Origin of the sequence: Sinorhizobium garamanticum (genome assembly GCF_029892065.1) — a bacterium.
GTDB classification, from domain to species: Bacteria; Pseudomonadota; Alphaproteobacteria; order Rhizobiales; family Rhizobiaceae; genus Sinorhizobium; species Sinorhizobium garamanticum.
The window spans coordinates 2,385,622-2,411,975 of record NZ_CP120373.1 but is presented as its reverse complement, the minus strand read 5'-3'; the positions used below and the strand labels follow the sequence as shown (position 1 = coordinate 2,411,975).

Annotated in this window: 27 protein-coding genes and 1 tRNA gene; 17 read left to right on the top strand and 11 right to left on the bottom strand. The window is 62.2% G+C overall.

The window, feature by feature from the left end:
* Positions 1 to 30 precede the first annotated feature (30 nt).
* Complete coding sequence (locus PZN02_RS11235) at positions 31 to 486, top strand: hypothetical protein (protein ID WP_280658079.1); 456 nt, start codon at positions 31 to 33, stop codon at positions 484 to 486.
* Positions 487 to 489: 3 nt separating this feature from the next.
* On the opposite strand, the gene PZN02_RS11230 is transcribed toward PZN02_RS11235, so the two are convergent.
* A complete protein-coding gene (locus tag PZN02_RS11230; RefSeq protein ID WP_280658078.1) occupies positions 490 to 720 on the bottom strand; it encodes a hypothetical protein in 231 nt (76 codons plus the stop codon).
* Positions 721 to 1,075: 355 nt separating this feature from the next.
* On the opposite strand from PZN02_RS11230, the gene iolG reads away from it, so the two are divergent.
* Complete coding sequence (iolG, locus tag PZN02_RS11225; RefSeq protein WP_280658077.1) at positions 1,076 to 2,068, top strand: inositol 2-dehydrogenase; 993 nt, start codon at positions 1,076 to 1,078, stop codon at positions 2,066 to 2,068.
* Between the two features lie 77 nt (positions 2,069 to 2,145).
* On the opposite strand, the gene PZN02_RS11220 is transcribed toward iolG, so the two are convergent.
* Both PZN02_RS11220 and PZN02_RS11215 read right to left on the bottom strand, forming a co-directional pair.
* The gene (locus PZN02_RS11220) at positions 2,146 to 4,497 is read right to left on the bottom strand and encodes a bifunctional diguanylate cyclase/phosphodiesterase (protein WP_280658076.1); all 2,352 of its coding nucleotides are present in this window, start codon (positions 4,495 to 4,497) and stop codon (positions 2,146 to 2,148) included.
* A gap of 125 nt (positions 4,498 to 4,622) precedes the next feature.
* Positions 4,623 to 5,831 (bottom strand): ROK family transcriptional regulator, encoded by a 1,209-nt coding sequence (locus tag PZN02_RS11215; protein ID WP_280658075.1) that lies wholly within the window; start codon positions 5,829 to 5,831, stop codon positions 4,623 to 4,625.
* A 346-nt stretch (positions 5,832 to 6,177) separates the two neighbouring features.
* On the opposite strand from PZN02_RS11215, the gene xylF reads away from it, so the two are divergent.
* The 11 genes from xylF (at position 6,178) to PZN02_RS11160 (ending at position 15,089) form a co-directional block, all read left to right on the top strand.
* Positions 6,178 to 7,218: a D-xylose ABC transporter substrate-binding protein gene (gene xylF, locus PZN02_RS11210; RefSeq protein WP_280658074.1), complete on the top strand. Its 1,041-nt coding sequence runs from the start codon at positions 6,178 to 6,180 to the stop codon at positions 7,216 to 7,218.
* Positions 7,219 to 7,374: 156 nt separating this feature from the next.
* Positions 7,375 to 8,688 carry a sugar ABC transporter permease gene (locus PZN02_RS11205; RefSeq protein WP_280661463.1) on the top strand — a complete coding sequence of 438 codons (1,314 nt, stop codon included), beginning with the start codon at positions 7,375 to 7,377 and terminating at the stop codon, positions 8,686 to 8,688.
* Between the two features lie 14 nt (positions 8,689 to 8,702).
* Positions 8,703 to 9,488, top strand: coding sequence for an ATP-binding cassette domain-containing protein (locus tag PZN02_RS11200; protein WP_136505789.1), 786 nt, complete (start codon positions 8,703 to 8,705; stop codon positions 9,486 to 9,488).
* Between the two features lie 210 nt (positions 9,489 to 9,698).
* Positions 9,699 to 9,775, top strand: a tRNA-Arg gene (locus tag PZN02_RS11195).
* A gap of 163 nt (positions 9,776 to 9,938) precedes the next feature.
* Positions 9,939 to 10,562, top strand: a complete 624-nt coding sequence (locus tag PZN02_RS11190) for a hypothetical protein (RefSeq protein ID WP_280658073.1) — start codon at positions 9,939 to 9,941, stop codon at positions 10,560 to 10,562.
* Positions 10,562 to 11,314: a hypothetical protein gene (locus PZN02_RS11185; RefSeq protein WP_280658072.1), complete on the top strand. Its 753-nt coding sequence runs from the start codon at positions 10,562 to 10,564 to the stop codon at positions 11,312 to 11,314. The genes PZN02_RS11190 and PZN02_RS11185 overlap by 1 nt, the downstream gene beginning before the upstream one ends.
* Before the next feature lie 220 nt (positions 11,315 to 11,534).
* A complete protein-coding gene (locus tag PZN02_RS11180) occupies positions 11,535 to 12,086 on the top strand; it encodes an alpha/beta fold hydrolase (protein ID WP_280658071.1) in 552 nt (183 codons plus the stop codon).
* 378 nt (positions 12,087 to 12,464) lie between these two features.
* Complete coding sequence (locus PZN02_RS11175) at positions 12,465 to 12,902, top strand: MarR family winged helix-turn-helix transcriptional regulator (protein WP_280658070.1); 438 nt, start codon at positions 12,465 to 12,467, stop codon at positions 12,900 to 12,902.
* A 4-nt stretch (positions 12,903 to 12,906) separates the two neighbouring features.
* A complete protein-coding gene (locus PZN02_RS11170) occupies positions 12,907 to 13,653 on the top strand; it encodes a class I SAM-dependent methyltransferase (protein WP_280658069.1) in 747 nt (248 codons plus the stop codon).
* Positions 13,650 to 14,090 (top strand): thioesterase family protein, encoded by a 441-nt coding sequence (locus PZN02_RS11165; protein WP_280658068.1) that lies wholly within the window; start codon positions 13,650 to 13,652, stop codon positions 14,088 to 14,090. The genes PZN02_RS11170 and PZN02_RS11165 overlap by 4 nt, the downstream gene beginning before the upstream one ends.
* Before the next feature lie 63 nt (positions 14,091 to 14,153).
* Positions 14,154 to 15,089, top strand: a complete 936-nt coding sequence (locus PZN02_RS11160; RefSeq protein ID WP_280658066.1) for a bifunctional helix-turn-helix transcriptional regulator/GNAT family N-acetyltransferase — start codon at positions 14,154 to 14,156, stop codon at positions 15,087 to 15,089.
* A 220-nt stretch (positions 15,090 to 15,309) separates the two neighbouring features.
* Here PZN02_RS11160 and PZN02_RS11155 read toward each other — a convergent pair whose 3' ends face one another.
* The 3 genes from PZN02_RS11155 to PZN02_RS11145 form a co-directional block, all read right to left on the bottom strand.
* Positions 15,310 to 15,780, bottom strand: coding sequence for an aminoacyl-tRNA deacylase (locus PZN02_RS11155; RefSeq protein WP_280658065.1), 471 nt, complete (start codon positions 15,778 to 15,780; stop codon positions 15,310 to 15,312).
* Positions 15,781 to 15,975: 195 nt separating this feature from the next.
* On the bottom strand, positions 15,976 to 16,818 hold the full coding sequence (locus PZN02_RS11150; RefSeq protein ID WP_280658064.1) for an oxidoreductase: 843 nt from the start codon (positions 16,816 to 16,818) through the stop codon (positions 15,976 to 15,978).
* Between the two features lie 49 nt (positions 16,819 to 16,867).
* Positions 16,868 to 17,713, bottom strand: coding sequence for an oxidoreductase (locus tag PZN02_RS11145; RefSeq protein WP_280658063.1), 846 nt, complete (start codon positions 17,711 to 17,713; stop codon positions 16,868 to 16,870).
* A gap of 143 nt (positions 17,714 to 17,856) precedes the next feature.
* On the opposite strand from PZN02_RS11145, the gene PZN02_RS11140 reads away from it, so the two are divergent.
* The gene (locus PZN02_RS11140; protein WP_280658062.1) at positions 17,857 to 18,741 is read left to right on the top strand and encodes a LysR family transcriptional regulator; all 885 of its coding nucleotides are present in this window, start codon (positions 17,857 to 17,859) and stop codon (positions 18,739 to 18,741) included.
* A 10-nt stretch (positions 18,742 to 18,751) separates the two neighbouring features.
* Here the strand turns inward: PZN02_RS11140 and PZN02_RS11135 are convergent, their stop codons facing one another.
* Positions 18,752 to 19,696 (bottom strand): PLP-dependent cysteine synthase family protein, encoded by a 945-nt coding sequence (locus tag PZN02_RS11135; RefSeq protein ID WP_280658061.1) that lies wholly within the window; start codon positions 19,694 to 19,696, stop codon positions 18,752 to 18,754.
* Positions 19,693 to 20,070 carry a DUF488 domain-containing protein gene (locus tag PZN02_RS11130; protein WP_280658060.1) on the bottom strand — a complete coding sequence of 126 codons (378 nt, stop codon included), beginning with the start codon at positions 20,068 to 20,070 and terminating at the stop codon, positions 19,693 to 19,695. The genes PZN02_RS11135 and PZN02_RS11130 overlap by 4 nt, the downstream gene beginning before the upstream one ends.
* A 14-nt stretch (positions 20,071 to 20,084) precedes the next feature.
* Here PZN02_RS11130 and PZN02_RS11125 point away from each other — a divergent pair, with 14 nt between their 5' ends.
* Entirely contained in the window at positions 20,085 to 20,579 is a 495-nt protein-coding gene (locus PZN02_RS11125; RefSeq protein WP_280658059.1) for a MarR family winged helix-turn-helix transcriptional regulator, read from the top strand.
* A gap of 82 nt (positions 20,580 to 20,661) precedes the next feature.
* On the opposite strand, the gene PZN02_RS11120 is transcribed toward PZN02_RS11125, so the two are convergent.
* The 3 genes from PZN02_RS11120 to PZN02_RS11110 all read right to left on the bottom strand — a co-directional run bounded on the left by PZN02_RS11120 (position 20,662) and on the right by PZN02_RS11110 (position 24,239).
* Positions 20,662 to 21,195, bottom strand: coding sequence for a GNAT family N-acetyltransferase (locus PZN02_RS11120; RefSeq protein WP_280658058.1), 534 nt, complete (start codon positions 21,193 to 21,195; stop codon positions 20,662 to 20,664).
* A gap of 22 nt (positions 21,196 to 21,217) precedes the next feature.
* Positions 21,218 to 22,651, bottom strand: a complete 1,434-nt coding sequence (locus PZN02_RS11115; RefSeq protein ID WP_280658057.1) for a pyridoxal phosphate-dependent decarboxylase family protein — start codon at positions 22,649 to 22,651, stop codon at positions 21,218 to 21,220.
* Between the two features lie 148 nt (positions 22,652 to 22,799).
* On the bottom strand, positions 22,800 to 24,239 hold the full coding sequence (locus PZN02_RS11110; protein ID WP_280658056.1) for an FAD-binding oxidoreductase: 1,440 nt from the start codon (positions 24,237 to 24,239) through the stop codon (positions 22,800 to 22,802).
* 276 nt (positions 24,240 to 24,515) lie between these two features.
* Between PZN02_RS11110 and rfbF the strand changes: the two genes are divergently transcribed.
* Together rfbF and rfbG are read left to right on the top strand one after the other, a co-directional pair.
* Complete coding sequence (gene rfbF, locus PZN02_RS11105) at positions 24,516 to 25,283, top strand: glucose-1-phosphate cytidylyltransferase (RefSeq protein ID WP_280658055.1); 768 nt, start codon at positions 24,516 to 24,518, stop codon at positions 25,281 to 25,283.
* A complete protein-coding gene (gene rfbG, locus PZN02_RS11100; RefSeq protein ID WP_280658054.1) occupies positions 25,280 to 26,353 on the top strand; it encodes a CDP-glucose 4,6-dehydratase in 1,074 nt (357 codons plus the stop codon). The genes rfbF and rfbG overlap by 4 nt, the downstream gene beginning before the upstream one ends.
* The last annotated feature ends 1 nt before the right edge of the window (position 26,354 follow it).

Below are 26,354 nucleotides of genomic sequence, written 5' to 3'. Positions count from 1 at the left end.
GTGCCAAAACAAATACGAGAAGGCAAAATCATGTTCGGCATGTCGGTGTTTCAGTCAGTGCTCGAACGATTGAAGGCAGAGCAGGAGGACGAGGCGTCCAACGAGGACGCAGGCGGGCAGGCATTCCGGCATGAGATGGCCGGTTTCCCGCAAGGCTTCATCGCCGATACGTCGCCGGCCATAACTGCATTCGATGCGGTGCAACGAGCCTATCGCGACCTTGCACCGGCCGAGAGCACGCAGCCGCCGGTGATGCCCGATTATCTGAAGCGCATCAGTCTTGCCGAGATTGCGGCCGAGCTTGCGCTTGAGAAGCAGGAAACCGCGGTCACGCTTGCTGCCAAACGACGGCGGTTCGCCGCCGCCAACCATCCGGACAAGTTAGCCGCCGAATTCAGGGCCAACGCCACCATCCGGATGAAGCTCGCCAACATGCTCATAGACGAAGCGTCGCGAAGGCTGCCGCGCCACAACCGGTCGACATGACCCTCACTTCGAGGCGTCGCCCGCGTCGGTCTTGTCATCGGCCGATTGCTTCGGCTTGAAAAAGATCAGCAGCGCACAGCCTGCATAGGCGGTCACGGCCAGAAAGATCATGCCCCAAGTGATCTGCCCGGTGCTGAACTCGACCGCCGTCCAGGCGGCGCAGAAAGCGACGATCAACAGGCGGACCCACAACGGTCTGTAGAAAGGGTGATCCGGATCGATGAATTTGAGCATCCTGTCTCTCGGCCTGTTGTTAATCGGCCTTCCTTCTAGGGGTAAACTGGCTGCGTCTGCAAGTGCGCCACCACAAACAGACGCTTGACGCCTTCAGCATAGATGGAATAAAAATTCCGAAATAGAACAAACTAGCGTTTTCATTCCGTCGGTGGCCTCTCGCGAAATTGTCGCGAAGGAGAGACGGTGTCGGAATGGAGGCAAGGGAGAGACACACGTCGCCGCGGTGCGCGGGGACATAACTGCCGGCAGTTCCTTCGTATGCGCGGGCAACGTGGTCCGCGACGCTTTTGCGCGATGAGCGTCAATCATCGCGCCCCCTTCCGGTTGCGACCGGATTTCGAGAGAGACGAACATGACAGTGAGATTTGGTCTTCTGGGCGCCGGGCGCATCGGCAAGGTTCACGCGAAAGCCGTCAGCGGCAATCCCGAGGCCGTCCTCGTCGCGGTTGCCGACGCCTTCCCGGCCGCGGCGGACGCCATCGCCAAGGCCTATGGCTGCGAAGTGCGCACGATCGAAGAAATCGAAAGCGCTGCCGATATCGATGCCGTCGTCATCTGCACGCCGACCGACACCCACGCCGACCTGATCGAGCGCTTCGCCCGCGCCGGCAAGGCGATCTTCTGCGAAAAGCCGATCGATCTCGATGTCGAGCGCGTAAGGGCCTGCCTCAAGGTCGTGTCTGACACCAAGGCAAAGCTGATGGTCGGTTTCAACCGCCGCTTCGATCCGCATTTCATGGCGGTGCGCAAGGCGATCGACGACGGCCGCATCGGCGATGTCGAGATGGTGACGATCACGTCGCGCGATCCGGGTGCACCGCCGGTCGATTACATCAAGCGCTCGGGCGGCATCTTCCGCGACATGACGATCCACGACTTCGACATGGCGCGCTTCCTGCTCGGGGAAGAGCCCGTTACCGTGACCGCCACTGCCGCCGTGCTCGTCGACAAGGCGATCGGCGAGGCCGGCGACTACGACAGCGTTTCGGTCATCCTGCAGACGGCCTCCGGCAAGCAGGCAATCATCTCGAATTCGCGCCGCGCCACCTATGGCTACGATCAGCGGATCGAGGTTCACGGATCGAAGGGTGTCGTCTCGGCGGAAAACCAGCGCCCCGTATCGATCGAAATCGCCACCGGCGAAGGCTACACCCGTCCGCCGCTGCACGACTTCTTCATGACGCGCTATACCGAGGCTTACGCAAACGAGATCGAGAGCTTCATCGCCGCGATCGAAAAAGGCGCGGAAATCACGCCCTCCGGCAAGGATGGCCTCGCAGCGCTGGCGCTGGCAGACGCGGCCGTGAAGTCGGTTGCCGAGAAGCGGCAGGTCAGCGTCGCCTGACGCCAGCATTTTCGACAAAACGGACAGGGCCGGGCCACTGTTAGTGCCCGGCCTTGATCTTTTTCAGTCGGTAAAAATCACGCCTCGATCCTTTTCGGCCGGTCCTGCGCCGAGTGGCTGGAACTCGGTGCGCGCCCCGGGCGGCCGGAGAGGAAGCCCTGAATCTGCCGGCATCCCTCGTCGACGATGATCTGCTTCTGTCGCTCTGTTTCGACGCCTTCGGTCACCACCGGCAGATTGAGGCTTTGGCCAAGCGCGATGATCGCGCGGATAATGGCATGCGCCGCAGGATCCTTGTCGAGAGCCGCCGTGAAGCTGCAATCGATCTTCAGCTTGTCGAACGGGAAGGTCTGGAGATTGCTGAGCGAGGAATGCCCCGTCCCGAAATCGTCCATGACGATGCGCACGCCGAGCAGCCGCAGCCGGACGAGCGTCGCCAGCACGTCGTCTCTATTGTGTATCAGGGCTGCTTCGGTGATCTCCAACTCCAGCCGGCGCGGCTCGAGACCGGTGCGCCTCAGAATCCCTTCGATCTGGTCAAAGAGGTTGGGAAGCAGAAACTGCACCGGGGATATATTGACTGAAATCGCCAGCGGCTCGTTCCACCGGACCGCTTCAAGGCACGCCTGCTCGAGCACCCACTCGCCGATCTGGATGATCGAGCCGCTTTCCTCGGCAATTGGAATGAAGACACCGGGACTGACGAGGCCGCGATCGGGGTGCCGCCAGCGCAACAGTGCCTCGTAGCCGACGACCCTGTCGTCACGAACGTCGACGAGCGGCTGGTATTCGAGGAAAAGCTGGCGCCTGACAACCGCATGCCGAAGGTCATTTTCCATCTGCCGGCGCGTGCGCACCGCTGTATCCATCTCGGCGTCGAAGAAGCAGGCAACTCCCTTACCGCTCCGCTTTGCCCGGTAGAGCGCCGTATCGGCGTTGTTGCAAAGTCGGTCCGCCGTCATCCCGTCGGCCGGATAGATCGCCACCCCGATACTGACCCCGACAGCCATCGGATCACGGCTCGTGTCCATTTCCTCCGCGAAAAGCCTGAGAATGCGCTCCGACAATTGCCGCGCTGCCTCGGGCTGCCCGGCGGAAGGCTGGATGATCGCGAATTCGTCGCCGCCGAGCCGCGCGATCGTATCGCCTTCCCCGCATGCTTTACGCAGGATGTCGGACACCTTGCGCAAGATGCGATCACCTTCGCAGTGACCGAAAATATCATTGACGGCCTTGAAGCGGTCGAGGTCGAGACAGAGGACGGCGAGCGGTTCGTCCCTCGCGCGAGCCACGGCGATCGCCTGCGCCATGCGGCGGTCGAACGAACTGCGGTTCGAAAGGTCCGTCAGCGCATCATGATGCGCAAGGTGCTCGATCGTGCGTTCCGCCTCCTTGCGCTGACTGAGATCGCGCACGAAAATCACGTCGCACTCCCGGCCCCGGTATTCGATCGTGCGGCACACGTATTCGACGGGAATTCGCCTCCCGTCCGCGTGAAGCAATTCGAGTTCGCATGATCCGCCGAACGCCCGACGCTCCGCCGGCCGCTCTCGATCCTGCACGAACAACTCCGTGAGGTTTCTCTTTGCCAGTTCGGTTGAGGTCCGGCCGCAAAGGTCGGCGAAACGCTCATTCACGTCGACGATTTCATCGCCGCGGACGATCATCATGCCTTCGAGCGACGCGTTGACGAGCCCGCGAAGATCGGTGAGGTGGCGGTCGAGAAAGAGCGCGCCGAAAGCCATGAGGATGAGTGTCGTCGATGCGGCGATCACACCGCCGGCAAGCCAGGCGGGATCGAATGCATCGGCGGCGGCAACGCTCGGATCCGGCACAAGGCTCACACCGCTCATCGACTTGAAGTGCATCGCGCAAATCGCAAACACGAGCAGGACCGTGGACACGACCAGCCGGCGAACGCCGCGCAGCGTCCGGAACATATGAAGCGCCACGCCCGCGATCAGCGCGCCGACGATGACGGCGGTCACGGTTGATGCAAAATCGAACGTAACCTGGCCTTGCGTTTCCACCGCGCGCATGCCGGTAAAATGCATCGCTGCGATGCCGAGGCCGAGCAGCAAACCGCCGACGGCAAAGGCGTAACGGAAGGTCCCGGCCAGGGCCACGGTAAATGCAATCCAGGACGCCGAGATCGCCACCAGCACCGAGAGGGTCGTGCCTCGGATATCATACGCGATCGGTATGCCGCCATCGTAGGCAAGCATCGCGATGAAGTGTGTCGACCAGATACCGACGCCGGACGCAAAGGCGCAGGCGATGGTCCAGTGGCGTCGCTGGCTGCCCGCGCTGCGCTGCGCGCGCATGAGGAGCAGCATCGTGGCGACGCTGCCGGCAAGACAAACGATCGCCGCAACGGCGATCAGTCGCCAGTCATGATCATTGCGTATGCATGCAATCACTGAAAACATGGCTGCCCCCGCGTCAGGGGACAGCTTTGCAATGAGTCGCTAAATAACCGTAAATTGCAAAAGCGCGAAGACTCGCCTCCAAAATTTCGACCGAGCGGCGCGGACTGCTGACCGTATGTTTGAACTTAACCATGCCCGCCGGCAATGTCGGCGTCGATCGCGCTCAGTGCGCGATTGAGATGGCCATCGAAAACGAGCTGTTGCTCGTCGGCCGCCACCGCGATCTCCGGCGGTCCTTGCAGGCGCACCTGCAGGGACTGGGCAAGCCCCTCCTCCATCCCTTTATGGAGGAGGTCGAAGTAACGTGTCCCCGGCCCGGTGACGAAGATCGCCATCGGCTCGTAGAGGCTGAGCAGGCGGGAAATGCCATTGCCGAGCGCGATGCCGGCCTGGCGGAATGCATAGCCGGCCATGCGGTGCCCCTGGCGCGCGCTGGCCGCGATCTTGTCCATCTCCGATAGCGGCACGAACTTCGCGGGGATCGTGTCGGAAGGCACCTCGAACGCCGTGCGCAGGATTCCATAGAAACCCGCGGCCGCCTCGATGCAGCCATGGCTGCCGCACCGGCAAAGCCCGGCGGAACTCGCGTGCAGCATGTGCCCGAAATTCGGCGCCGAAACATCGAGGTCTCCGAGACGCCCTTTCCGCGCAAGGCCGAGACCGATGCTGTGTCCGAGCGATATGGCTGCAAGCGCCTTGAAGTCTTCTCTCCCCTTCTGGGGGCGGACGGCAAGCGCCTGGGCAACCAGCAGCGTCTCGTTGCTGAGCATGATCTTGGCCCGCCAGTCCGGACGCAGCAGCTCTTCGAAATCGAGTTCCTCACGGCCGAAAACCGGCGACCAGATCAGCCGCGCTGCATCAGCGGCAACAAGGCCCTTGCTGCTGATCGAGATGGCGAGCACCTCTTCCTTCGTGATGCGGGAGCGCTGAAGCAACCGTTCAAGCGCGGCGGCGAATATCCGCCCGAAAGCGGCGGTACCTTTCAGGTCGTGATTTCTGGACTCCTCGAACCGGTCGAGCAGCGTGCCGCCGTAATCGACGAGCGAGTACTGCACGATATCGGACGAGATGCGCACGACGATCACATGGCCGCAGTCGCGCTTTGGCATGAAAAGCACACGCGGCCGGCCACGGCCGCCCTGAACATGCTGCTCGCTTCTGGCGATGATTCCGGCGCGTTCGAGTTCCGCGGTGATGGCGGAGACGGTAGCCGAGGCGAGATCGGTCTCCGACGCGATTTCCGTGTGGGACAAGGAACCTTTCCGGCGGAGCGCCGCAAGGACAAGCGTGCTGTTCTGCTGACGTACAAGCTCAGTGCTGGACTTCGTCAGCATTACGCGTCCCTGTCGATGGCGGATCCTTCAGCCCCATGCCTCCTCCAAAGCATCTGTTGAACGGCAAGACAAGGCGCCGTGCACATTTCCTTCGATCGCAGCCGGCCTAAGGACAAAAAGATACAGCATTTCAAAGTGCTACAGCGACTTTTCGCGCTTCTCGGATAAGGCGCATGCCGCTGCACCGAGCCTTGTTGACAGCTTGCTAAAACTCTGACATTTATTTTCTCGACTGTCGAGAAAAAAGTCCGCACTGGTTGCGGCGGGTTTGCGACAGCACTTCACGGTTGGCCGAGGAGGCGTGCGGGAGGTTCGTGCGCACGGCGCAACCACTTGGGAGGATGAAATGAAATCCGTTTTGAAGTTGATGGCGGGGGCTGCCATCATCGCGTCCATGCATTCGGCGGCGATCGCCAAGGATCTTGTCGTCGGCGTTTCCTGGTCGAACTTCCAGGAAGAGCGTTGGAAGACCGACGAGGCTGCCATCAAGGCCGCGCTTGAAGCTTCCGGCGACAAGTATATCTCAGCCGATGCCCAGTCTTCCGCCGCCAAGCAGCTGACCGACATCGAATCGCTGATCGCGCAGGGCGCAAACGCCTTGATCGTGCTCGCCCAGGATTCCGACGCGATCGCCCCGGCGATCGAAAAGGCCACCGCAGAGGGCATTCCGGTGGTCGGCTACGACCGCCTGATCGAGAATCCGGCCGCCTTCTACATCACCTTCGACAACAAGGAAGTGGGCCGCATGCAGGCCCGGGAAGTCTTCAAGGCGAAGCCGGAAGGCAACTTCGTCTTCATCAAGGGCTCCTCGTCCGACCCGAATGCCGACTTCCTCTTTGCCGGCCAGATGGAAGTGCTGAAGGAAGCGGTTGACGGCGGCAAGGTCAAGAATGTCGGCGAGGCCTACACCGATGGCTGGAAGCCGGAAAATGCTCAGAAGAATATGGAGCAGTTCCTGACCGCCAACGACAACAAGGTCGACGCGGTCGTCGCTTCGAACGACGGCACGGCCGGCGGCGCGATTGCCGCGCTTTCGGCACAGGGCCTCGCCGGCTCCGTTCCGGTATCCGGACAGGACGGCGACTTTGCGGCGCTCAACCGCGTCGCGCTCGGCACCCAGACCGTTTCCGTCTGGAAGGACGCGCGCGAGCTCGGCAAGAAGGCCGCTGAAATCGCTTCCGCGCTCGCCGCCGGCAAGACGATGGACGAGATCGAGGGCGTTCAAACCTTCAACGGCGGACCGAAGGGTGTTGCCATGAAGTCGGTCTTCCTGGCACCGCTTGCCATCACCAAGGATAATCTGAACGTCGTCATCGACGCGGGCTGGATTTCCAAGGACGCAGCCTGCCAGGGCGTTGCTGCCGGCACCACCGCCGCGTGCAACTGACGGCTCGGCATTTGAATTGACCTCAAGACGCCGCAACGCGACCCGTTGCGGCGTTTGCTTGAAGTCGGGACTCTCCGCATGCGGGTGATAAGATCGCGGCAACGCGGCGCGAAAACAAACCGCATGAGCAAATGGAAACAGTGGGGGACGGCGGCCATGGCCGACACGACAAATACCGCACATTTTAATCGCGCGCGCAGCGCGGCTGAAAATCCGGTGAAGCGCTTCTTCCGCGCCACCGAAATCGACACGCGCCTGCTCGGCATGGTCGGCGCAATGCTGATCATCTGGATCGGATTCGACTTCCTGTCCAACGGCCTGTTCCTCACGCCGCGAAACCTCTGGAACCTTTCGGTGCAGACCGCTTCTGTCGCCGTGATGGCGACCGGCATGGTTCTTGTCATCGTCACGCGCAACATCGACCTGTCGGTCGGCTCCATCCTCGGCTTCGTCGGCATGATCATGGGCGTGCTGCAGGCCGAACTGCTGCCGCAGGTCCTCGGCTTCAACCATCCCGCCACCTGGATCATCACACTGCTTGCCGGCCTTTCCCTTGGAGCGGCGATTGGCGCGCTCCACGGCATGATCATCGCTTTCCTCAACGTGCCGTCCTTCATCGTCACGCTTGGCGGGCTGCTCGTCTGGCGCGGCGCCACCTGGTTCGTGACGAGCGGCCGCACGGTCGCGCCGATGGACGCCACCTTCCGCCTGATGGGCGGCGGTACCGAAGGCTCGATCGGCGCAACGGCAAGCTGGATCGTCGGCTTCCTTGCCTGTCTCGCGATCGTCGCCAGCATCATCAATGCCCGCAAGCAGCGCAAGCGCTTCGGCTTCCCACGCCGCCCGGTCTGGGCGGAGTATTTCCTGTCGGGAATTGGCTGCGCCCTCGTTCTCGGCGCCGTGGCGGTCGTCAACAGCTACCCCTGGCCGACCAACATCGCCCGCAAATATGCCGAAGCCAACGGCATCACCTGGCCCGAAGGCGGCCTCTTCATCGCTCACGGCATCGCCATTCCGGTGCTGATCGCCATCGTCATCGGCATCGTCATGACCTTCATCGCCACGCGCCTGCGCTTCGGCCGCTATGTCTTCGCGATCGGCGGCAATCCGGAGGCAGCCGAGCTCGCCGGCATCAAGACGCGCTGGGTGACCGTCCGCATCTTCGCGCTGATGGGCATGCTCTGTGCCGTCGCCGCTGCGATCTCGACGGCACGCCTCAACGCCGCCACCAATGCCCAGGGCGAGCTCGACGAACTCTACACGATCGCCGCGGCCGTCATCGGCGGCACCTCGCTTGCCGGCGGCATGGGCACGATCGCCGGTGCCATGCTTGGCGCCCTCGTCATGCAGTCGCTGCAGTCCGGTATGGTGCTGCTCGGCATCGACAGCCCGCTGCAGCGGATCGTCGTCGGCGTCGTGCTGGTGACCGCCGTCTGGCTCGATACCGTCTATCGCGCCCGCGCGAAATAATCAGGAGTTCGAACATGACAGATCAACGCACTCCGCTCGTGGAAATGAAGAACATTTCCATCTCCTTCGGCGGTATCCACGCGGTGGACAACGCGTCCGTCGATCTCTATCCGGGTGAAGTCGTGGCGCTCCTCGGCCACAACGGCGCCGGCAAGTCGACGCTGATCAAGATCCTTTCCGGCGCCTACCGGCGCGATGCCGGCGAGATCCTGATCAATGGCGAACCGGCGGACATCCACAATCCGCGCGACGCCAAGAAATACGGCATCGAGACGATCTACCAGACACTCGCCGTCGCCGATAACGTCGACGCCGCCGCCAATCTCTATCTCGGCCGGGAACTCCGCACCCCTTGGGGCACGCTCGACGACGTGGCGATGGAGGCGAAGGCGCGCGAGGTCATGGGCCGCCTCAACCCGAACTTCCAGCGCTTCAAGGAACCGGTAAAGGCGCTCTCCGGCGGCCAGCGGCAATCGGTGGCGATCGCGCGGGCGATCCTTTTCAACGCCCGCATCCTGATCATGGACGAGCCGACGGCTGCCCTCGGCCCGCAGGAAACCGCGCAGGTCGGCGAGCTCATCAAGCAGCTGAAGCGCGAAGGCATCGGCATCTTCCTGATCAGCCACGACATCCACGACGTCTTCGACCTCGCCGACCGCGTCTCGGTGATGAAGAACGGCCAGGTCGTCGGCCACGCCCGCACCGAGGATGTGACCAAGGACGAGGTGCTCGGCATGATCATCATGGGCAAGGTGCCGCCAAAGGCGATCCCTGGCCCCGGCGCCATGCAGATGGCGTGAGGACGGAGCACTGCAGACACCGCGAATGCCGCGTCCGGGGACGCGGCATTTCTCTTTTCGGAAGTCCCTGCCCTAAGCAGCGCTGCAGGCTCGACGCGAACACAGTACGCAAAAATCCGCTGCAAACTCCATCAATCACCATTGAAGCGGCGCGCAAGCTAGGCTAAGAACCGCTCATAGCCTGCTTCGGCGGCCCTGCCGCCAACGGATGCACCCGTAGCTCAGCTGGATAGAGTGTTGGATTCCGATTCCAAAGGTCACAGGTTCGAATCCTGTCGGGTGCGCCATTTCCTCTCACGCTTGGCAACCAACCAGGGTCCGAGTTTCTCGTATGAAGAATTCCTGTGGAATAGTCCCGCCGTGCAAGGACTCGCGTTGTCGTTGAAATGCCATCTCGCGATACCCTGATCCAAGTGATTCGGTGCCACTGCATTCAGGCGAGAGCGTTGTATGGCTAAGGGAACGACAGGCAAGACCGGAGGAACCTCCAAAATCCGCTTCATCATGGTCGAGGCGGAGATCGCAGACGGCGATATCGGGCAAATCACGCAGGCCATTCAGAACGCATTGAAGACGTCGCCGCCAGCAACCACCACCCAGCGCATCGCTGGTCCGAATGGCGTAAAGGCAGTCGCTCGCGAGGCCGAGATCGACAACGAGGACGACATCGAGGAAGCGGAGGTGGTCGAGATCGAAACTCCGGTCAGGCAGTCTCGGCCGAAGACCCAGCGGACAGCAAAGCCAGCCCCGGAGGTCCTTGAGATCGACATGACTACCGGCGTTTCGTTGGCATCCTATGTCCAAGGCGCAAGCCCGAAGAGCAACGCGAAGCGCTTCCTGATGATCGCGGCTTGGTTTAAGGAACACCGCGATACCCCGCTGGTGACGGCCTCGCACATCTACACCGGATTCAGGACCTTGAAGTGGTCCGTAAGCATTCCGGACTTCTCCCAACCCCTTCGTGACCTTAAATTCGCACAGTACATGACGACCCCTGGCGAGAAGGGTCACTACGCGATCAACCACCTCGGAATTGCAGAAGTCGAGAAGTTGCGAGCGGGCGGCGGCGACTGATGGAGATTTCTGAATTCGTCCACCAGGTCGATGGATTCGACGGCCTCGCGCCGAAGGAAAAGATAAAGGTCTGCGCGTGGTTCCTTCACGTGCACAAGGCGATGGCGTCCTTCGACAACGAGGCGGTCAGGAACTGCTTCAAGCAGCTCCACCTGAACTCCCCCGACGTGTCCGTTTATCTGCCGCGCATGGCCGTGTCTAAGCCGCCCGAACTGCTCAGGGAGCGCAGCCGGTATCGTCTAGCCCGCAGCGTCCGCTCGGAACTCGACAAGAAGTACGGCGTCCACCAGAGCGTGATCCAGGTCAGCAGGCTCCTGTCCGACCTTCCTGACAAAATCCCCGACATGACCGAACGCGCGTTTCTCCGGGAAGCCCTGAGCTGCTACCGCGCCGAAGCCTTTCGGGCCTGCGTCGTGATGACTTGGAACCTAGCATTCGACCACCTGCTCAGGTGGATCCTTGCCGACGCCCAGCGCATCGCGGACTTCAACGCGGCTATCGGACGACGCTTCCCCAGGAAGACCGGTCTCGTGGTCTCGTCCATAGAGCACTTCGAAGAGTTAAAGGAAGCGGAGACGATCGACGTCTGCCAGAACGCCTCCCTGTTCTCGAAGAACACCACCGAAATCCTGCGGGAGAAGCTGAAGAAGAGGAATATGGCGGCGCATCCCTCACAGGTCACCATACTGCAGTCTCAGGCCGATGATGTCGTCACTGATCTCGTGAACAACGTCGTTGTTGCGCTGGTATAGCCATGGCCGAAGAAGACGCTGTCGATCCGCTAAAGGAAGGATTTCGCGAACCGCCGGATTGGATCACAGATCTCACGCTCGGCATCAGCGTGAGACTTCGATATAAACCTGCGAACGCCAGCAACCGCCGATTCTAGGCCCCAGCGGCGACAGACGTCTTTAGTGGTTCGGTTTTGCGACGCCACAGGCGGCGATATGCTACCGTGCAAGGACCTCAACGATGAAGAAGCAAGTCTTGTTCATTCAAGGCGGAGGCGCAGGGACCCATGATGAATGGGACAACAAGCTCGTCGATAGCTTGAGGCGAGAACTTGGGCCTGTCTACGACGTCCGCTACCCGCGCATGCCGAACGAGGCCGATCCCAGCTATTCCATATGGAAGGCCGCGCTCGCGGAAGAGATCGCCGGCCTCGATGATGGCGCGATACTGATAGGCCACTCACTTGGCGGAACGATTCTGATCAGCGCCCTGGCGGAGGCACCACCGAGCCGGAAGCTTACTGGCGTATTTCTCATCGCAGCGCCCTTTGTTGGTGCTGGTGGGTGGCCGAGCGAGGACATCCAGCCAATGGTCGATCTAGGTTCGAGACTGCCTTCAAAGACGCCGATCTATCTCTATCATGGCAGCAAAGACGACACGGCGCCGTTTGCGCATGTCGACCTTTATGAGAAAGCGATACCCGGCGCGATCGTGCATCGGCTCCACGGCCGCAATCACCAGCTCAACGACGATTTGGCCGAGGTTGCCGCTGGCGTCCGCGCTTTGACATGAGACGGGCCTGCCAAGCCAACTCCCGCGTCGGAGGCCCACTTCGTCTTCGGCTTCGGCGTGAAAGCCTTCGCTGGCTCTTGTTCCGCCACGGAGGGCGCTCCAACGGGACCTCATATCCGGTATTTGGCCATGCTAGCTCACCCCACCCCGGCGGCGCCGATTTCACGTGATTGTACTAGCTTCGGCGACCCCGCAGATGTTTTTGTGACGGCTCGACGCTGCAATTGATCGTTGTGCGCGGTCCATCGGTCGATCTGATCGATCACCAAACGTACCGGAAAACTCACGCTTGAAATTACATTAGCGCTAATGTAATTTGCTGCCATGAACAATAAACAGATGCCAGGTCTCGGTGAATTGCTCCGCTATGTCGGAGAATTGGTCGATCAGGGTGCGGAGGAAGAGTACCGCGCCATGAGCCTTTCTTATCGCGCCAGGTACACCCCGGTCATGCGCGCGCTCGCCGCCGGCGCAGAAACCGTCACCGAAATCACAGCCCGCAGCAACCTCACGCAGGGCGCGATCAGTCAGACGGTGAGGCTGATGGAGGCCGATGATCTGGTGGCACGCCATGGCTTGGAGGATGGGCGCAAGAACGGTGTTCATCTGACGCCTCGCGGTCAGGAATTGCTGAAGAGGCTCGAACCCCACTGGGCGATCACGTTCGCAGCCATAGACGCGCTGGAAAAGGAAATTGGCCATCCGCTTCTTGAGGTGCTGGCAAAGACGGCGCGCGCGCTGGAACACCAGGGATTTGCCGCCCGACTGAGGGCCGCCGCACACCACGCAAACGAGGATCACGTCGATGCGGAATGACGCCATGCCACGCAAGAACTGGTTTGATGCAGGAGGTAGCGCCTATGCGCACTTCAGGCCGGAATACCCGGCCGGGCTGTCTACGTTCCTTGCGGGAATTGCGCCTACGCGCGAGATGGCCGTCGATGTCGGCTGCGGCAATGGGCAATTGACCCGGCAGCTGGCGGCCTATTTCGAGAGCGTGATCGGGCTCGACCCAAGCGAAGACCAGATCGCCAATACACAGGCTGAGGACAAGGTGCGATATCTTTGCGCACCGGCCGAGAAACTGCCGCTTGCGGACAACACGGCCAGCCTCATCACGGCAGCACAGGCCGCCCACTGGTTTGATCTGCCGGCCTTTTATGCCGAGGCCCGCCGGATCGCCGTCGAGAACGCCGCCATCGCGCTCATCAGCTACGGGGTCCTGCGGCTGGAACCCGACGATCTTCAGGAGCGGTTCCTTGATTTTTACCGCAACGAGATCGGCCCCTATTGGCCGCCGGAGCGCAAGCTGGTGGACACCGGCTACGCCGATATCAGTTTCCCTTTCGATGAGCGCGAGGCACCAGAGATGGAGATCTACAGGGCTTGGGAACTCGGCGATTTTCTTGGTTACCTTTCGACATGGTCCGCCGTGCGTCGTGTCAACGACGCCGGGCGCGAAGACATTCTCACTGCTTTCGTGCGGGATATTTCCGAACTCTGGGGCGACCCGACGAAGAAGCGGCCCGTGTCCTGGCCCATCAACATGAGATTGGGGACCATATGAGCGATACCAGGGAACTGCCGATACTCGCGGCTGGCCTGCGTCATAGCGAACGGCTGGCCGTGACCCCATTTCACACCGTGCCCGAGGTCGATGATGCCTGGCCGGGCTTTAGGGACATGCCGCCGGTGTTCGCAACGGCGATGATGATCGGCTTCATCGAGCAGACCTGCATCGAAGCGTTGCGTCCCTATCTCACCGACGAACAACGCACCGTCGGCACCCATGTCGATGTCAGCCATGTAACGCCAACACCCGTTGGCATGTCGGTGACGGCAGAGATCGAACTGATCGCGGTAGAAGAGAGGTCGCTTCTCTTCAAAGTCTCCTGCTGCGACGAAACCGGTCTGATCGGAGAAGGAACCCATCGCCGCGCCATCATCGACCTGAACCGGTTTACCCGGCGATTGGCTGACAAGCCGTCCAGGTCAGATAGTTGACATTGTCAGATTATATGACAAAGTCAACGATATATCTGACAGCGTCAACTAAATGAGTGCTCGATGCCGCAGGTTGATCAGGAAGATTATGTGGCTGCGGTGCGCCGCTTCAGTCGCTTCTACACACGCCGCATCGGCCTGCTACACGAGGGCCTGCTTGGCGGCCCCCTGTCGCTGGCCGAAGGCCGCCTCGTCTACGAACTGGCGCAGCGCAAGACATCCACGGCCAAGGAGCTTGGGGCCGAGCTCGAACTCGATTCCGGATATCTCAGCCGGCTATTGCGGGGCCTTGAAGAGCGCGGTCTCGTCTCGAAAAGCCCGTCGCTGGAGGACGGACGGCAGGTTCTGATCTCGCTGACCCCGGCGGGCCGCGAAAGCTTCGCTACTATCGACGCGCGTTCGCGCGACGAAGTGAGCGCCATGCTCGATCGCCTCTCACTGCCCGAACGGCGGAAACTTGCCACGGCACTCGCCGAGGCCGAGCGCCTGCTCGCGGGTCCGACCCCGGAGCCTACTCGCGTCCCCTATATCCTCCGCACACATCAGCCTGGAGACATGGGTTGGATCGTCCATCGCCATGGCGTGCTCTATTCTGAGGAATACGGATGGGATGAGAGGTTTGAGGCTCTGGTCGCCCGGATCACGGCCGATTTCATTCAAAACTTCAAGCCGAACCGCGAACGCTGCTGGGTCGCCGAGCGCGAAGGCGAGATCGTCGGTTCTGTCTTTCTGGTTGAAGAATCAGCGACCGTCGGCAAGCTCCGCCTCCTCTACACTGAGCCGAGCGCACGAGGTCTCGGGATCGGCCGCCGGCTTGTCGAGGAATGCATCCGCTTTGCGCGACAGGCGGGCTATTCGAAGGTCACCCTCTGGACCAATGACATCCTGACCGCCGCAAGGCACATCTACCAAACGACAGGCTTTCACCTCGTGCACGAAGAGAAGCACCATAGCTTTGGGCACAATCTGGTCGGGCAGAATTGGGAACTGATGCTGTGACGGCTACACGGCGCTGCCCCCAGCGCCAGGCTGCTGCCGATGAGGCAGGCAATAGCGCTCCCTGTTCATCGCGTTTGGGACCGTTCACCACTGGATCTTCGCAATCTTCGAGCCGTCGGGGAATTTCGTGCCGTTGCCGGGTACGCCGTTACACGCGCGGTCACCCCCGAAAGCGCCAACTCGGCGTCCGGTTGCAAGGACTCGACCGGGATCGCGACCGTTACGACGGGTGGCTGAAGCGGGCGACCTGCGCATCCTTCATCAGGCTGCGGAAGTTTGGTCCGCTGACATGCACCAGTGTTTTGTGGTCGCCGCCTTCGAAGTAGACGTCGGGGACGTTGCCGAGGCTCTCATCAAGGACCACCGGCACATTATAGGCCGATCCGATGGGCGGCACCGCGCCGGTGTCGCAATCGGCGAATAGCGTGCTGACCTCCTCCTCCGAGGCGAGGCCAAGGCGCCTGTTCATCACCTCCTGCAACGTGGAGAGTTCGATCCGATGCGTGCTCGGAACAACGGCGAGAAAATATCCCATTTCGTGATGCACGACCACGGACTTGGCCAGCCTGCTGCCCGGAACATGCGCCGCCTGCGCCGACTGACTGGTGGTTGCCGTGCGGTGATGAGCGACGGTGTCATAGGCCACACCCTCGCCTTCGATATAGTCCTGAAGTTTCCTTGCGATCGTCATCGTAGGCACCCTCAATGTTGCGTAGTGACGTATCAGGAGAAACATTTTCCTCTCATCACCTGCGAAGTCAACGACGAATGGCCGTTGCGCCGCAGGCCCGACTTCAATTCTCCGGATACCCACTCCAGTCGCAAAAAGGCCGGTGGCCACCTTGCACAGCCACCGGCCTCCAGATCTAGGCAATTCCGTCGGTCGTTAGACGGACGCACTGTCCTTCGGAAAGTCCGTCGATACCGCCAGTTCCCGCCAGGCGGCGAGTTCGCCTGCGACATGGGCATTCTTGGCCTCGATCGCGGCGACCGTGTCGCTGCCGAAGGGCATACGCAGCGGCGGGTTGTCGGCGTGGGCGAGTTGGACCATGGCTTTTGCAAGCCGTGCCGGGTCGCCCGGCTGGGCATGGTTTGCCGTCTTGGCGAATTCGCGCATGGCGCCGACGGTCTCGCTATAATCCGAGATCGACAGCGGGCTCACCGCCAACGATTGCTCGTCCAGGAAGTCGGTGCGGAAGAAACCCGGCTCGACCACCGTCGCCTTGATGCCGATCGGCGCCAATTCCTGCGCTAGTGCCTCGGTCAGCCCCTCGATCGCGAATTTGGTCGAGCCGTAAACGCCCCAGCCGGTAAAGGCCGAATAGCCGCCGATCGAAGAGATGTTGATGATATGGCCCGAGCGCTGGCTGCGCATCTGCGGCAGGACGGCGCGGGTGACGGCGAGAAGGCCGAAGACATTGGTGCGATAGATCTTCTCGATTTCTTCCGCGGTTGCTTCCTCGACGGCACCGAGCAGGCCGTAGCCGGCATTGTTGAGGAGGACGTCGATCCGGCCGAAGCGCTCCACCGCTGCCGCGGCCGCCGCCCGAGCCTGTTCCTCATTGGTGACGTCGAGGGCCAACTTAAGAAGATTCTCGTGCTGGCCGAGGGCATCGAGGGATTCGACGCGGCGCGCCGTGGCGACGACCGCATCTCCGGCACTGAGTGCCTCCTTCGTGATCAGCGCGCCAAAGCCGCGGGAGGCACCTGTGATGAACCAGATACGCATGGAAATATCCTTTCCTTAATTTGAGTTGGACGCTTTCTTCAAGTTTCAATCAGTTCGATTCGGTGGCCGGGAAATCGGCCCCTTCGGTCACTTCGGCCCACGCATCGAAATCCTTGCGCAAGGCCTCGAGCTTCGCCCGAGCGCCGGCGAGAGCCTCGCGGCCGAGCAGCAGCCTAAGCGGTGGTTCGGCGGCATTGACCGCCATGACGATCGCACGCGCGGCCCGTTCGGGGTCGCCGGGTTGCTTGCCGCTGTAACCCCTGATCCGGCGCCAGACGGCACCTGCCGTGTCCTCATAGTCGTTGCTTGAGACGGTGGCCTCGCTGGCGGAGCGTCCCGCCCAATCGGTGCGGAAGGGACCGGGCTCGACGATGAGCACCTTGATGCCGAGCGGCTCGGTCTCTTTCGACAGCCCCTCGGACAAGGCTTCGACAGCGAATTTCGAGGCCGCGTAGAAGCTGAGCGACGGTACCGACCGCAACCCGCCGATCGAAGAAATGTTGACGATCGTGCCCGAGCGGCGCCGGCGCATGCCGGGCAAGACCGCGCGCGTCATGTTGGCGAGACCCCAGACATTGACCTCGAACATGGCGCGGACGGCATCCACGTCGCTCTCTTCGAAAGCGCCGAAGTAACCGACACCGGCATTGTTGACGAGAACGTCGATGTGGCCGAAACGCTGCTCGGCGGCGCGTGTCGCCTCGGCAATGTCGTCTGTCTTCGTCACGTCAAGCGCGAGAGCGAGCGTGCGGTCCGGCGCGATGGCCGATAGATCGGCAACCTGCGCCGCATCACGAGCCGTGACGACGACATTGTGGCCGAGCGCGATGACGTGCTGTGCGAGCGCGCGGCCGAAGCCGGTCGAGCAGCCTGTGATGAACCATGTCTGTGCCATTGCGAACTCCTTCCTTGATCGGATGAGGATCAGATCCTCGAGGCCGGGCTGACTTTGCCCGTGGCGACGAGGGGAGAATGGCGCAATTCGATTTGCGTGATTAGAATGGAAATTCTCTCAATAATGCTGAGCGAGATTCATCTATGCGCGCAACCGACCTGTCAGAACTCGCGGCCTTCGACGCCGTCGCCCGGCACCGAAGTTTTCGCAAGGCGGCCGAGGAACGTGGGGTCACGGCCTCGGCGATCAGCCATGCCGTCAGCAACCTGGAGGAGCGGATCGGGCTTCGGCTACTCAATCGCACGACCCGCAGCGTCTCGCTGACCGACGCCGGCACCATGCTTCAAGCGCATCTCACGCCCGCCTTCGGTGAAATCGGATCGGCGCTCGACGCGCTCAACAGGTTTCGCGACACACCGTTCGGCAAGGTGCGCATCAATGTCCCGAATTCGATTGCCCCTTTCATCATCGGCCGCGTGATGGGGCCGCTCATCCGGGACAATCCCAATCTGCAACTCGAGATATCGGCGACCGACCGGCTGGTAGATATCGTCGAGGAAGGCTTCGACGCCGGCATCCGCCTCGGCGAAAGCCTTCGGGAAGGCATGGTGGCGGTGAAGGTCGGGCCCCGGCTACGCTTCGCGGTTGTGGGCGCACCGGACTACTTCCGCGAACGGAGCATTCCGCAGACGCCGCATGAACTGAAGGACCATGTCTGCGTCCAGAACATGTATCCGAGTGGTGTCCGCTACCCCTGGGAATTCGAACACAACGGCGAGGCCGTCGCCTTCCACCCGAGCGGACCGATCGCGCTCGACGACCAGGAACTCATGGTCCAGGTGGCGCTCTCCGGCGTGGCGCTCGCCTATGTCTGGGAAAACCGCGCGCAACGCGAGATCATCGACGGCAGGCTGATCCGCTGCCTCGACGAATGGTGCCCGCCAGAGGACTGGTTTTATCTCTACTATCCGAGCCGCCGGAACATTTCGGCGGGGCTGCGGGCCGTGATCGAAGCGATGAGGGTGTGACCGTCGGGAGTCAAACCGGCAGATGCACCGCCCCGTAATTCCGAAGGTACTTCATGCCTGTATCGCACATCACCGTGACGATGGTCGCGTCTGACCCGAGCCGTTCGGCCAGTCGCAGTGCTGCGATAACGTTGGCGCCTGTTGAAGTGCCGGCAAACAACCCCTCCTCGCGGGCGAGTCGCATCGCCATCGCGATTGCTTCGCCTGTCGAGACTCGCTCGATCTCGTCAGCAAGGTCGTGGCGCCAGAGCGGCACGACGAACCCGGCGCCCACACCATCGATCTTGTGTGCACCGGGCTCGTCGCCCGACAGAACCGCGGATTCCGATGGTTCCACGGCGATGACCCGAACCTGCTCGTTGTGACGGCGCAAGCCTTCTCCGATGCCACGGAGGGATGCAGCCGTTCCCACGCTCTGGACAAAACCGTTGATGCGCCCCGCCGTATCGGCCCAGATTTCCTCCGCCATCGCGTGATAGGCGACGATCTGGTCCTCGTTCTTCATCTGGTCGGTCCAAAAGGCCCCGATCTCGAGCGCAATGATGCGCGCCGCCTCGATCATGTCTCGCGTCAGTTTTCCCGTCATCCTGCCGCCATCACTCGGCACGATTTCAAGCTTGGCGCCGAGGATTTTCATGTGGTCAAGCTTTTCCTGGGCGAAGGCATCGGACGTCACGATATGGAGCGGATGGCCTTTCACGGCGCAGACCAGCGACAGCGACACACCCGTGCTGCCACCGGTATATTCGACGACCGCCCCGCCCGGCTTCAGGCGCCCGTCCGCCTCCGCCGCCTCAATCATGGCGAGTGCCATGCGGTCCTTCATGCTGCCGGTGGGATTCTCGCTTTCGAGCTTCAGCAAGATGCGCGCGCCGTTTGCGGGAACGATATTCCGGAGGGCGATCAGCGACGTGTTGCCAATGCAGTGCAAGATGTTCCGCCGAAGCTCGCTCATGGCGACTGGTTCCCTCCCCGCCCCCCTTCGAGCCATGCCTTCAGCGCCACCGCATTGTTCCTCTCCTCGTTGCGCGCGGCGTAGACCAACGTCACGGAACCCTTTGCCAGACGCTCGCGAAGCTCCTGGACTGCCGCCTGCGCCGCGGCGCCCTCCAGCTCCGCCGCATAGGCCGTGCAGAACTCGTCCCATGCATCCGGCTTTCCATGGAAGCGCTTGCGCAAGGCATCGCTCGGCGCGATGTCCTTCAGCCAGAGATCGATCCCGGCCTTGTCCTTGGCAATGCCGCGCGGCCAGAGCCGGTCGACGAGGATGCGTGTGCCGTCGCTGGTCTCCGGCGCCTCGTACACACGCTTCAATTTGAGCGAGGTCATCAGAAGGCCTTTCCATGTATCTACATACTATGTATATGCATACAATCATGGGAAAGACGAGGCAACCGCCAAAAACGCTCCGCAGCGATGCCAGGACCTTGGTAGACACCTGCGCCGGTCTGAACAGCCGGCTCGCTGCCCGGCGCATCACCCAATTCATGGACCGCGAAATGGCGGGGTGCGGGCTCAGCGTGGCGCAACTCGGCCTGATGGCCCAGATCGCAGCGGCATCTGACGACACGCTCGGCGCATTGGCGCGCCGCAGCGGGCTTGACCAATCCACCCTTTCCCGAAACCTGCGCACCCTCGAGAACGAAGGCTTGATCGAGATCGCCGTGGTCGAGGCCGATTTGCGCCGCCGCGCGGTGTGGCTGACTGAGACCGGCGCTCAAAGGCTCGAGGCGGCGATCCCGGTCTGGCGCGACGCCCAGGCAAGGCTGGCAGCGCACTTTTCCCCCGACCTCGCCCGCCGTCTGGCGCAAGAGACGGAGGCGTTAGTCAGAGATTGAACGACAGCGCCGCGCGTCTTATCGGACGCGCAAAGGACGCTGTAGCATTTTGAACTGCTGCCTGTTTTTATCCTTACGTTGGCTACGATTTAAGGAAGCGTGCGGTAGGTGCGCCGAGCTCACGCTCCATGAAGACGATATGGGGCATGAGGTCGTCCGGATATTGCTGGTAGGGAGGACAATTGCTGAACCCGAGCGATTTGTACAAGGCGATTGCCTCCGTTAATCGGCTTGCCGTGTCGAGCCGCATCAGCGTGTAGCCGTCGGCGCTCGCCGCAGCCATGATCGCCTCGCCCAGGCGCCTGCCGATGCCGTGCCCCTGAAAGCGCGCCGGAACGAACAGCCGCTTCATCTCACAAATCTCGTCGGAAAGCTTGCGGTAAGCGCACGCGCCATGGATCTGGTCGCCGACCGTGGCAAGAAGGGTTTTGCCGTTCGGCGGCCCGTATGCCGCAGGCAGGTTCCTTAGTTCCGCGTCGAGCGATTGATGACCAAACGCCGCGTCCACAAACCAGCGGTCATGCGCATAGCGGGCTCGGCACCAGTCCGTATACTCCTGGATCAACGCGCCAAAGGCGCCATAGTCGTCAGCCGACGCTGCGCTGCGAATGGTCACGTGCATATCCGCATACCTGCCATCAGGCCTGAATGGGACCGTCACTCTCCCGGAGCACCGCTCGCCAGGCCGCGATGATCGCGTCTGCCGCAACGTTTCCGGCGACATCGTCGGTCAACCACGCGATCACCGATAGTCGCATGACCTTGCGGCCACGCCAGATCGCGCCGCCGCAGAAGCAGACACCGTCGGTCTGTATCCGCTCGATCGTCCGCTGCGTGAGCCGGTCGGCCTCGTCGTCCGGGTGTTTCACACCGAACCGCACGAGGAACTGATTGAGCACGACGTCGTTCAGTACCGCGATTCCCTGTTCCGACCTCAGTCTTTCGGCCATTGCATTGGCGACCCGGCAGTGACGCTCGACCATAGCGGCGATCCCGTCACGCCCGAGATGCTTGATCATCGCCCAGGTGGCAAAACCGCGGGCACGACGCGACAATTCCGGCACGAAATGGCTCGGATCCCGCTCGCCCTCAAAGCTCGGTGGCAGGTAGCTTGCCGCAGTCGTCATCGCACGGCGGTGCGCCTCTTCGTCGCGAACGATGGCATAGCCGCAGTCATAGGGCGTCTGCAGCCATTTGTGACCGTCGGTCGCCCAGGAATCGGCGCCGTCGATGCCTTTGGCAAGGCCACTCCTTTGCGGGCAGGCGCGCGCCCAAAGGCCGAACGCGCCATCGACATGAACCCAGGCGCCGATATCCCTGGCGATAGGGATGATGCGGTCGAAATCGTCGAAGGCGCCCGTATTGATCTGTCCAGCCTGAAGGATGGCAATGCAGGGGCCGGAGACCTTGCCAGCCGCATCGGCGAAATCGGACACGACAATGCGGCCGGCCTCATCGGTCTTCACGCGGACAACCCGGTCGTGCCCGAGGCCGAGAAACTGCAGGGCGGAGAAAACCGTCGCATGGGCGTCGTCGCCAATCAGAACCGTGATTGGCGCTGCGCCGAACAGGCCCTGCCCTTCGACATCCCAGCCGGCGTTTCGCAGCACATTGCCGCGTGCCGCGGCGAGGCAGACAAAGTTGGCGACCGTCGCGCCGGTAACGAAACCGATGGAACTCTCTCTCGGCAGATCGAGAAGGTCGAGCAGCCAGTTGCCGGCAACCGCCTCGGCGGCCGCCGCTGCCGGTGTCGCATGATGGTTGCCGGTGTTCTGGCCCCAGGCGCTCGTCAGCCAGTCGGCGGCGACACCGACCGGATGCGACCCGCCGATGACCCAGCCGAAGAAGCGCGGGCCCGTCATCGCGTGAAGTCCCGGCTCCGCCTTCGCCACAAGCGCGTCGATCACGCCAAGGCCGGCGTCCCCTCGCTCTGGCAAGGCTTCACGAAATTCCTCAAGCGATGCGTGATAGGAGACCCGCGGCTTTTGCGGGCCTGCGGATATGCTGTCGCGGAAGCGCACGGCATGTTCCGCCGCGCGCTGAAACAGGTCGTCTACCGACTCTTCTCCCATCAAGCCCCCCTCAGGCCAAGGCGCCGGCCCTCGCCGGCGACAATGATAACTCTTACGCATCTGTTCCGCCGTCACGACGTGAGGCCGGCCACGCGCATGACGAACGCGCATGGCCACATTTTAGCAGTGGGCGGCAGTTCTTGCGGGCTCAGGCCGCTCCCCGCTCCTCGATCGGCCTTACGTTCTGGTTCATGCGAAACAGGTTTTGCGGGTCGTATCTACGCTTGACCTCGACGAGCCGGCCGTAATTGCTGCCATAGGCAGCCTCGACGCGGTCGATTTCATCGGCCGGCATGAAATTGATGTAGGCCGTTCCGGCTGCATAGGGCTTGGCGGCTTCGAAAAGGCGGCGCGCCCAGTCTATGCAGGTCTGGTCCATTCCCGGTTCGCGCCACCGAGCATGAACATTCATGACGAAATGGGAACTGCGCTGTGGGAAAGCCGTCTCCTCCGCAGCGACGCGGCCAGCGGCACCACCGACGTGACCGATGAAGATTTCGCATTCCGGTCCCGGCAATTGACGAATGGCGTCCAGCAGGATGCCGATCGTCGTGTCGGACAGTTCCATGAAATCATGGCTCTTCCAGTAGTTACGAGCACCCGGCGTGAGCAAGGGATCGAACGCCTGCTGCCAGCCGACGAAGGGACTGGGACCGACGACGTCGGCGATCGGATTGCCGATCGAGCGCAATGCAGCAGTTGCCTGCCCCCCGGCCGCGATATCGCCTGAGTAGCACATGGCCAGAACGAGGATTTCCTTGCCGTGCCACTCCTCCGGAAGAAATGGCAGCGGCGGTGCCTGCCGCATCACGGCCCAGCAGGTGAGTTCGTCGGGCGCCGTCTCGAGCGCTTGGCGGTATTGCTGAAGGACCGCTTGCGCGTCCGCGAAGGGGTGAACGACGAGACCCGCGAGAACCTGGGTGTCGAGTTCGTGGAGCTGGAATTCGAAAGCCGTGACGACGCCGAAATTCCCCCCGCCGCCGCGCAGCGCCCAGAACAGGTCGCGATGCTCCGTAGGGCTAGCGCGCACCAGCTCGCCATTCGCCGTCACCACATCGACCGAAAGCAGGTTGTCCAGCGTCAACCCGAACTTACGCGTGGTCCATCCGAAACCGCCGCCAAGCGTCAGTCCGGCAATACCGGTCGTCGAATTGATCCCCGTCGGCAGCACCAGTTGGAAAGCCTGGGTTTCCTTGTCGACGTCGGCGAGCGTCGCGCCCGGCTCGACCCATGCCTTTTTCGCCGTGGTGTCCACCCGCACCGATTTCATCGGCGACAGATCGATCATCAGGCCGCCGTCGCAGACGGCGTTGCCGGCAATGTTATGTCCACCGCCGCGCACGGCGACGAGCAGGCCGTTTTCGGCCGCGAAACGAACCGCGTTGATGACGTCGGCCGCCCCGGCGCATTGCACGATCAGAGAAGGCTTGCGGTCGATCATTCCGTTCCAGATCGTGCGCGCCTCGTCGTAGCCCGCGTCGTTCGCGTTCAGCACGCGACCGCGCATTTGTCCCGCCAGCGCCTCGATTGCCTCGGCCTTAACCGTCGTCTTTCCCGCTTGCAGATTAGTGAGGCTCATTTCATCCATGATTCGCTCCTCCCGCGGTGAACCATGCCCCAGCGAGCGGCATCTTGCGCCTTTCCCCAAACCCGCGCAAGCAGCCGGCATGGCTGCATCGGCCAGCCTCAGCACGCCCCATGGTTGCAATTTTCGCTCAAATACGCCAAGGAACGCCAGGCGGCGCTCGGACGCCTCCGCAGTCCGTGCCGAATCCCCAGGAAGGACATCGCCAATCAAGCCCCGGGCAAGGCTGGAATACGAGAAAAGCGGAGCGCACGTGCGCAGGTTGGAGGCAGATCGGGCATGAAAGTCGTTATTCTCGCCGGTGGATACGGCACACGCATCTCCGAAGAGAGCCACCTGCGACCCAAGCCCATGATCGAGATCGGCGGCCGTCCGATCCTCTGGCACATCATGAAGATCTACAGCCATTTCGGCTTTTCCGATTTCGTGATCTGCCTTGGCTATCGCGGCTACATGATCAAGGAGTACTTCTCCAATTACATCCTGCACTCCTCGGACGTCAGCTTCAACATGGCGACCGGAGAGACCATTTTTCACACAAGCAAAGCAGAACCTTGGCGGGTAACACTCGTGGAAACCGGCGCGGAGTCGATGACCGGCGGGCGCCTGAAGCGCGTCGCCGATTATCTCGGCGATACCTTCTGCCTCACCTATGGCGATGGCGTCGCCGACATCGACATCCGCGCATTGACCGATTTCCACCGCCGGCATGGACGAGATGCGACCGTGACGAGCGTCGTGCCCCCGGGACGATACGGCGCGCTCGCGATAGATTCCGGCCGGGTCTACAGCTTTACGGAAAAGCCTGCAGGAGACAACGGTCGCATCAACGGCGGCTTCTTCGTGCTCAACCGCGCCGTGCTCGATCGCATCGAAGGCGATCACAGCCCCTTTGAAGACGGGCCGCTCGAAGGCCTGGCGCAGGACGGCCAGTTGATGGCCTTCCAGCATGACGGCTTCTGGCGTCCGATGGACACGCTGCGCGACAAGAACCAGCTCGAAGAACTCTGGCAGCAGAACCGCGCACCCTGGAAGGTCTGGTCATGACCCGTCTGCCTGATCCAGAGTTCTGGGCGGGAACGCGCGTCCTTCTCACCGGCCATACCGGCTTCAAGGGCGGTTGGGCTGGACTGTGGCTGCGAGAGATGGGGGCGCATGTCAGCGGCTACGCCCTGCCGCCGGTCTCGCAGCCATCGCTCTACGCCCTGCTGCATGGGGGCGAATTACCGGACGGGCAGCTCGGAGACATTCGCGATCGCGAAGCACTTGCCGAGACCCTGCGGACGAGCGAGCCGGAAATCGTTCTGCACATGGCGGCACAGCCGCTGGTGCGGGAAAGTTATGCGGCGCCCGCCGAAACCTTCGACGTCAACGTCATGGGCACCATCCGACTTCTGGAAGCCGCGCGCGCCGTGCCGTCGGTCAAGGCTATCCTCGTGGTGACGACAGACAAGGTCTACCGCAACGACGAGAGCGGCCGCCACTATCAGGAGACCGACACGCTTGGCGGCCACGATCCCTATTCGGGCTCGAAGGCCGCGTGCGAGATCGCGGTCGCGACCTGGCGCAGTTCCTATTTCAACGAGCGCGGCATCCGCATTGCCACGGCGCGCGGCGGTAACGTGATCGGCGGCGGCGACTTTTCGACCGACCGGCTGGTGCCCGATATCGTGCGGGCAGCGCTTTCAGGTGAACGGCTCCATATCCGCAGTCCGCTGGCGACACGCCCGTGGCAACACGTGCTTGATTGCCTTAACGGCTATTTCCTGCTCGCCGAATCGCTCTACAAGGGCGAAGCCACAGTCGATGCACTGAACTTCGGTCCCTCGCCCACCGAACAGCCTATTGCCGTACGCGATGTGGCAAACGCCATCCAGGCGGCAATGGGCCTGTCCCCGCAATGGGACGATGTTTCCTCGCTCGCGCAACCGCGCGAAATGCAGACACTCGGTCTTGACCCTGCACTCGCAGCCGAGACCCTCGCCTGGCGCGCGCGACTGACGCAGCGACAGGCGATCGAGTGGACCGCCCACTGGTACAACGGCTGGCGCCGGGGCGAGGCCGCGCGCCAGCTCACGCTCGGCCAGATCGCCGCATTTACGAAAGGTCGCCCATGAT

Bases quoted from the DNA above. Each gene is read 5' to 3' on its own strand.
- PZN02_RS11235 (WP_280658079.1), top strand. From the start codon at position 31: ATGTTCGGCATGTCGGTGTTTCAGTCAGTGCTCGAACGATTGAAGGCA.
- PZN02_RS11230 (WP_280658078.1), bottom strand. From the start codon at position 720: ATGCTCAAATTCATCGATCCGGATCACCCTTTCTACAGACCGTTGTGG.
- iolG (WP_280658077.1), top strand. From the start codon at position 1,076: ATGACAGTGAGATTTGGTCTTCTGGGCGCCGGGCGCATCGGCAAGGTT.
- PZN02_RS11220 (WP_280658076.1), bottom strand. From the start codon at position 4,497: ATGTTTTCAGTGATTGCATGCATACGCAATGATCATGACTGGCGACTG.
- PZN02_RS11215 (WP_280658075.1), bottom strand. From the start codon at position 5,831: ATGCTGACGAAGTCCAGCACTGAGCTTGTACGTCAGCAGAACAGCACG.
- xylF (WP_280658074.1), top strand. From the start codon at position 6,178: ATGAAATCCGTTTTGAAGTTGATGGCGGGGGCTGCCATCATCGCGTCC.
- PZN02_RS11205 (WP_280661463.1), top strand. From the start codon at position 7,375: ATGGCCGACACGACAAATACCGCACATTTTAATCGCGCGCGCAGCGCG.
- PZN02_RS11200 (WP_136505789.1), top strand. From the start codon at position 8,703: ATGACAGATCAACGCACTCCGCTCGTGGAAATGAAGAACATTTCCATC.
- PZN02_RS11190 (WP_280658073.1), top strand. From the start codon at position 9,939: ATGGCTAAGGGAACGACAGGCAAGACCGGAGGAACCTCCAAAATCCGC.
- PZN02_RS11185 (WP_280658072.1), top strand. From the start codon at position 10,562: ATGGAGATTTCTGAATTCGTCCACCAGGTCGATGGATTCGACGGCCTC.
- PZN02_RS11180 (WP_280658071.1), top strand. From the start codon at position 11,535: ATGAAGAAGCAAGTCTTGTTCATTCAAGGCGGAGGCGCAGGGACCCAT.
- PZN02_RS11170 (WP_280658069.1), top strand. From the start codon at position 12,907: ATGCCACGCAAGAACTGGTTTGATGCAGGAGGTAGCGCCTATGCGCAC.
- PZN02_RS11165 (WP_280658068.1), top strand. From the start codon at position 13,650: ATGAGCGATACCAGGGAACTGCCGATACTCGCGGCTGGCCTGCGTCAT.
- PZN02_RS11160 (WP_280658066.1), top strand. From the start codon at position 14,154: ATGCCGCAGGTTGATCAGGAAGATTATGTGGCTGCGGTGCGCCGCTTC.
- PZN02_RS11155 (WP_280658065.1), bottom strand. From the start codon at position 15,780: ATGACGATCGCAAGGAAACTTCAGGACTATATCGAAGGCGAGGGTGTG.
- PZN02_RS11150 (WP_280658064.1), bottom strand. From the start codon at position 16,818: ATGCGTATCTGGTTCATCACAGGTGCCTCCCGCGGCTTTGGCGCGCTG.
- PZN02_RS11145 (WP_280658063.1), bottom strand. From the start codon at position 17,713: ATGGCACAGACATGGTTCATCACAGGCTGCTCGACCGGCTTCGGCCGC.
- PZN02_RS11140 (WP_280658062.1), top strand. From the start codon at position 17,857: ATGCGCGCAACCGACCTGTCAGAACTCGCGGCCTTCGACGCCGTCGCC.
- PZN02_RS11135 (WP_280658061.1), bottom strand. From the start codon at position 19,696: ATGAGCGAGCTTCGGCGGAACATCTTGCACTGCATTGGCAACACGTCG.
- PZN02_RS11130 (WP_280658060.1), bottom strand. From the start codon at position 20,070: ATGACCTCGCTCAAATTGAAGCGTGTGTACGAGGCGCCGGAGACCAGC.
- PZN02_RS11125 (WP_280658059.1), top strand. From the start codon at position 20,085: ATGTATCTACATACTATGTATATGCATACAATCATGGGAAAGACGAGG.
- PZN02_RS11115 (WP_280658057.1), bottom strand. From the start codon at position 22,651: ATGGGAGAAGAGTCGGTAGACGACCTGTTTCAGCGCGCGGCGGAACAT.
- PZN02_RS11110 (WP_280658056.1), bottom strand. From the start codon at position 24,239: ATGGATGAAATGAGCCTCACTAATCTGCAAGCGGGAAAGACGACGGTT.
- rfbF (WP_280658055.1), top strand. From the start codon at position 24,516: ATGAAAGTCGTTATTCTCGCCGGTGGATACGGCACACGCATCTCCGAA.
- rfbG (WP_280658054.1), top strand. From the start codon at position 25,280: ATGACCCGTCTGCCTGATCCAGAGTTCTGGGCGGGAACGCGCGTCCTT.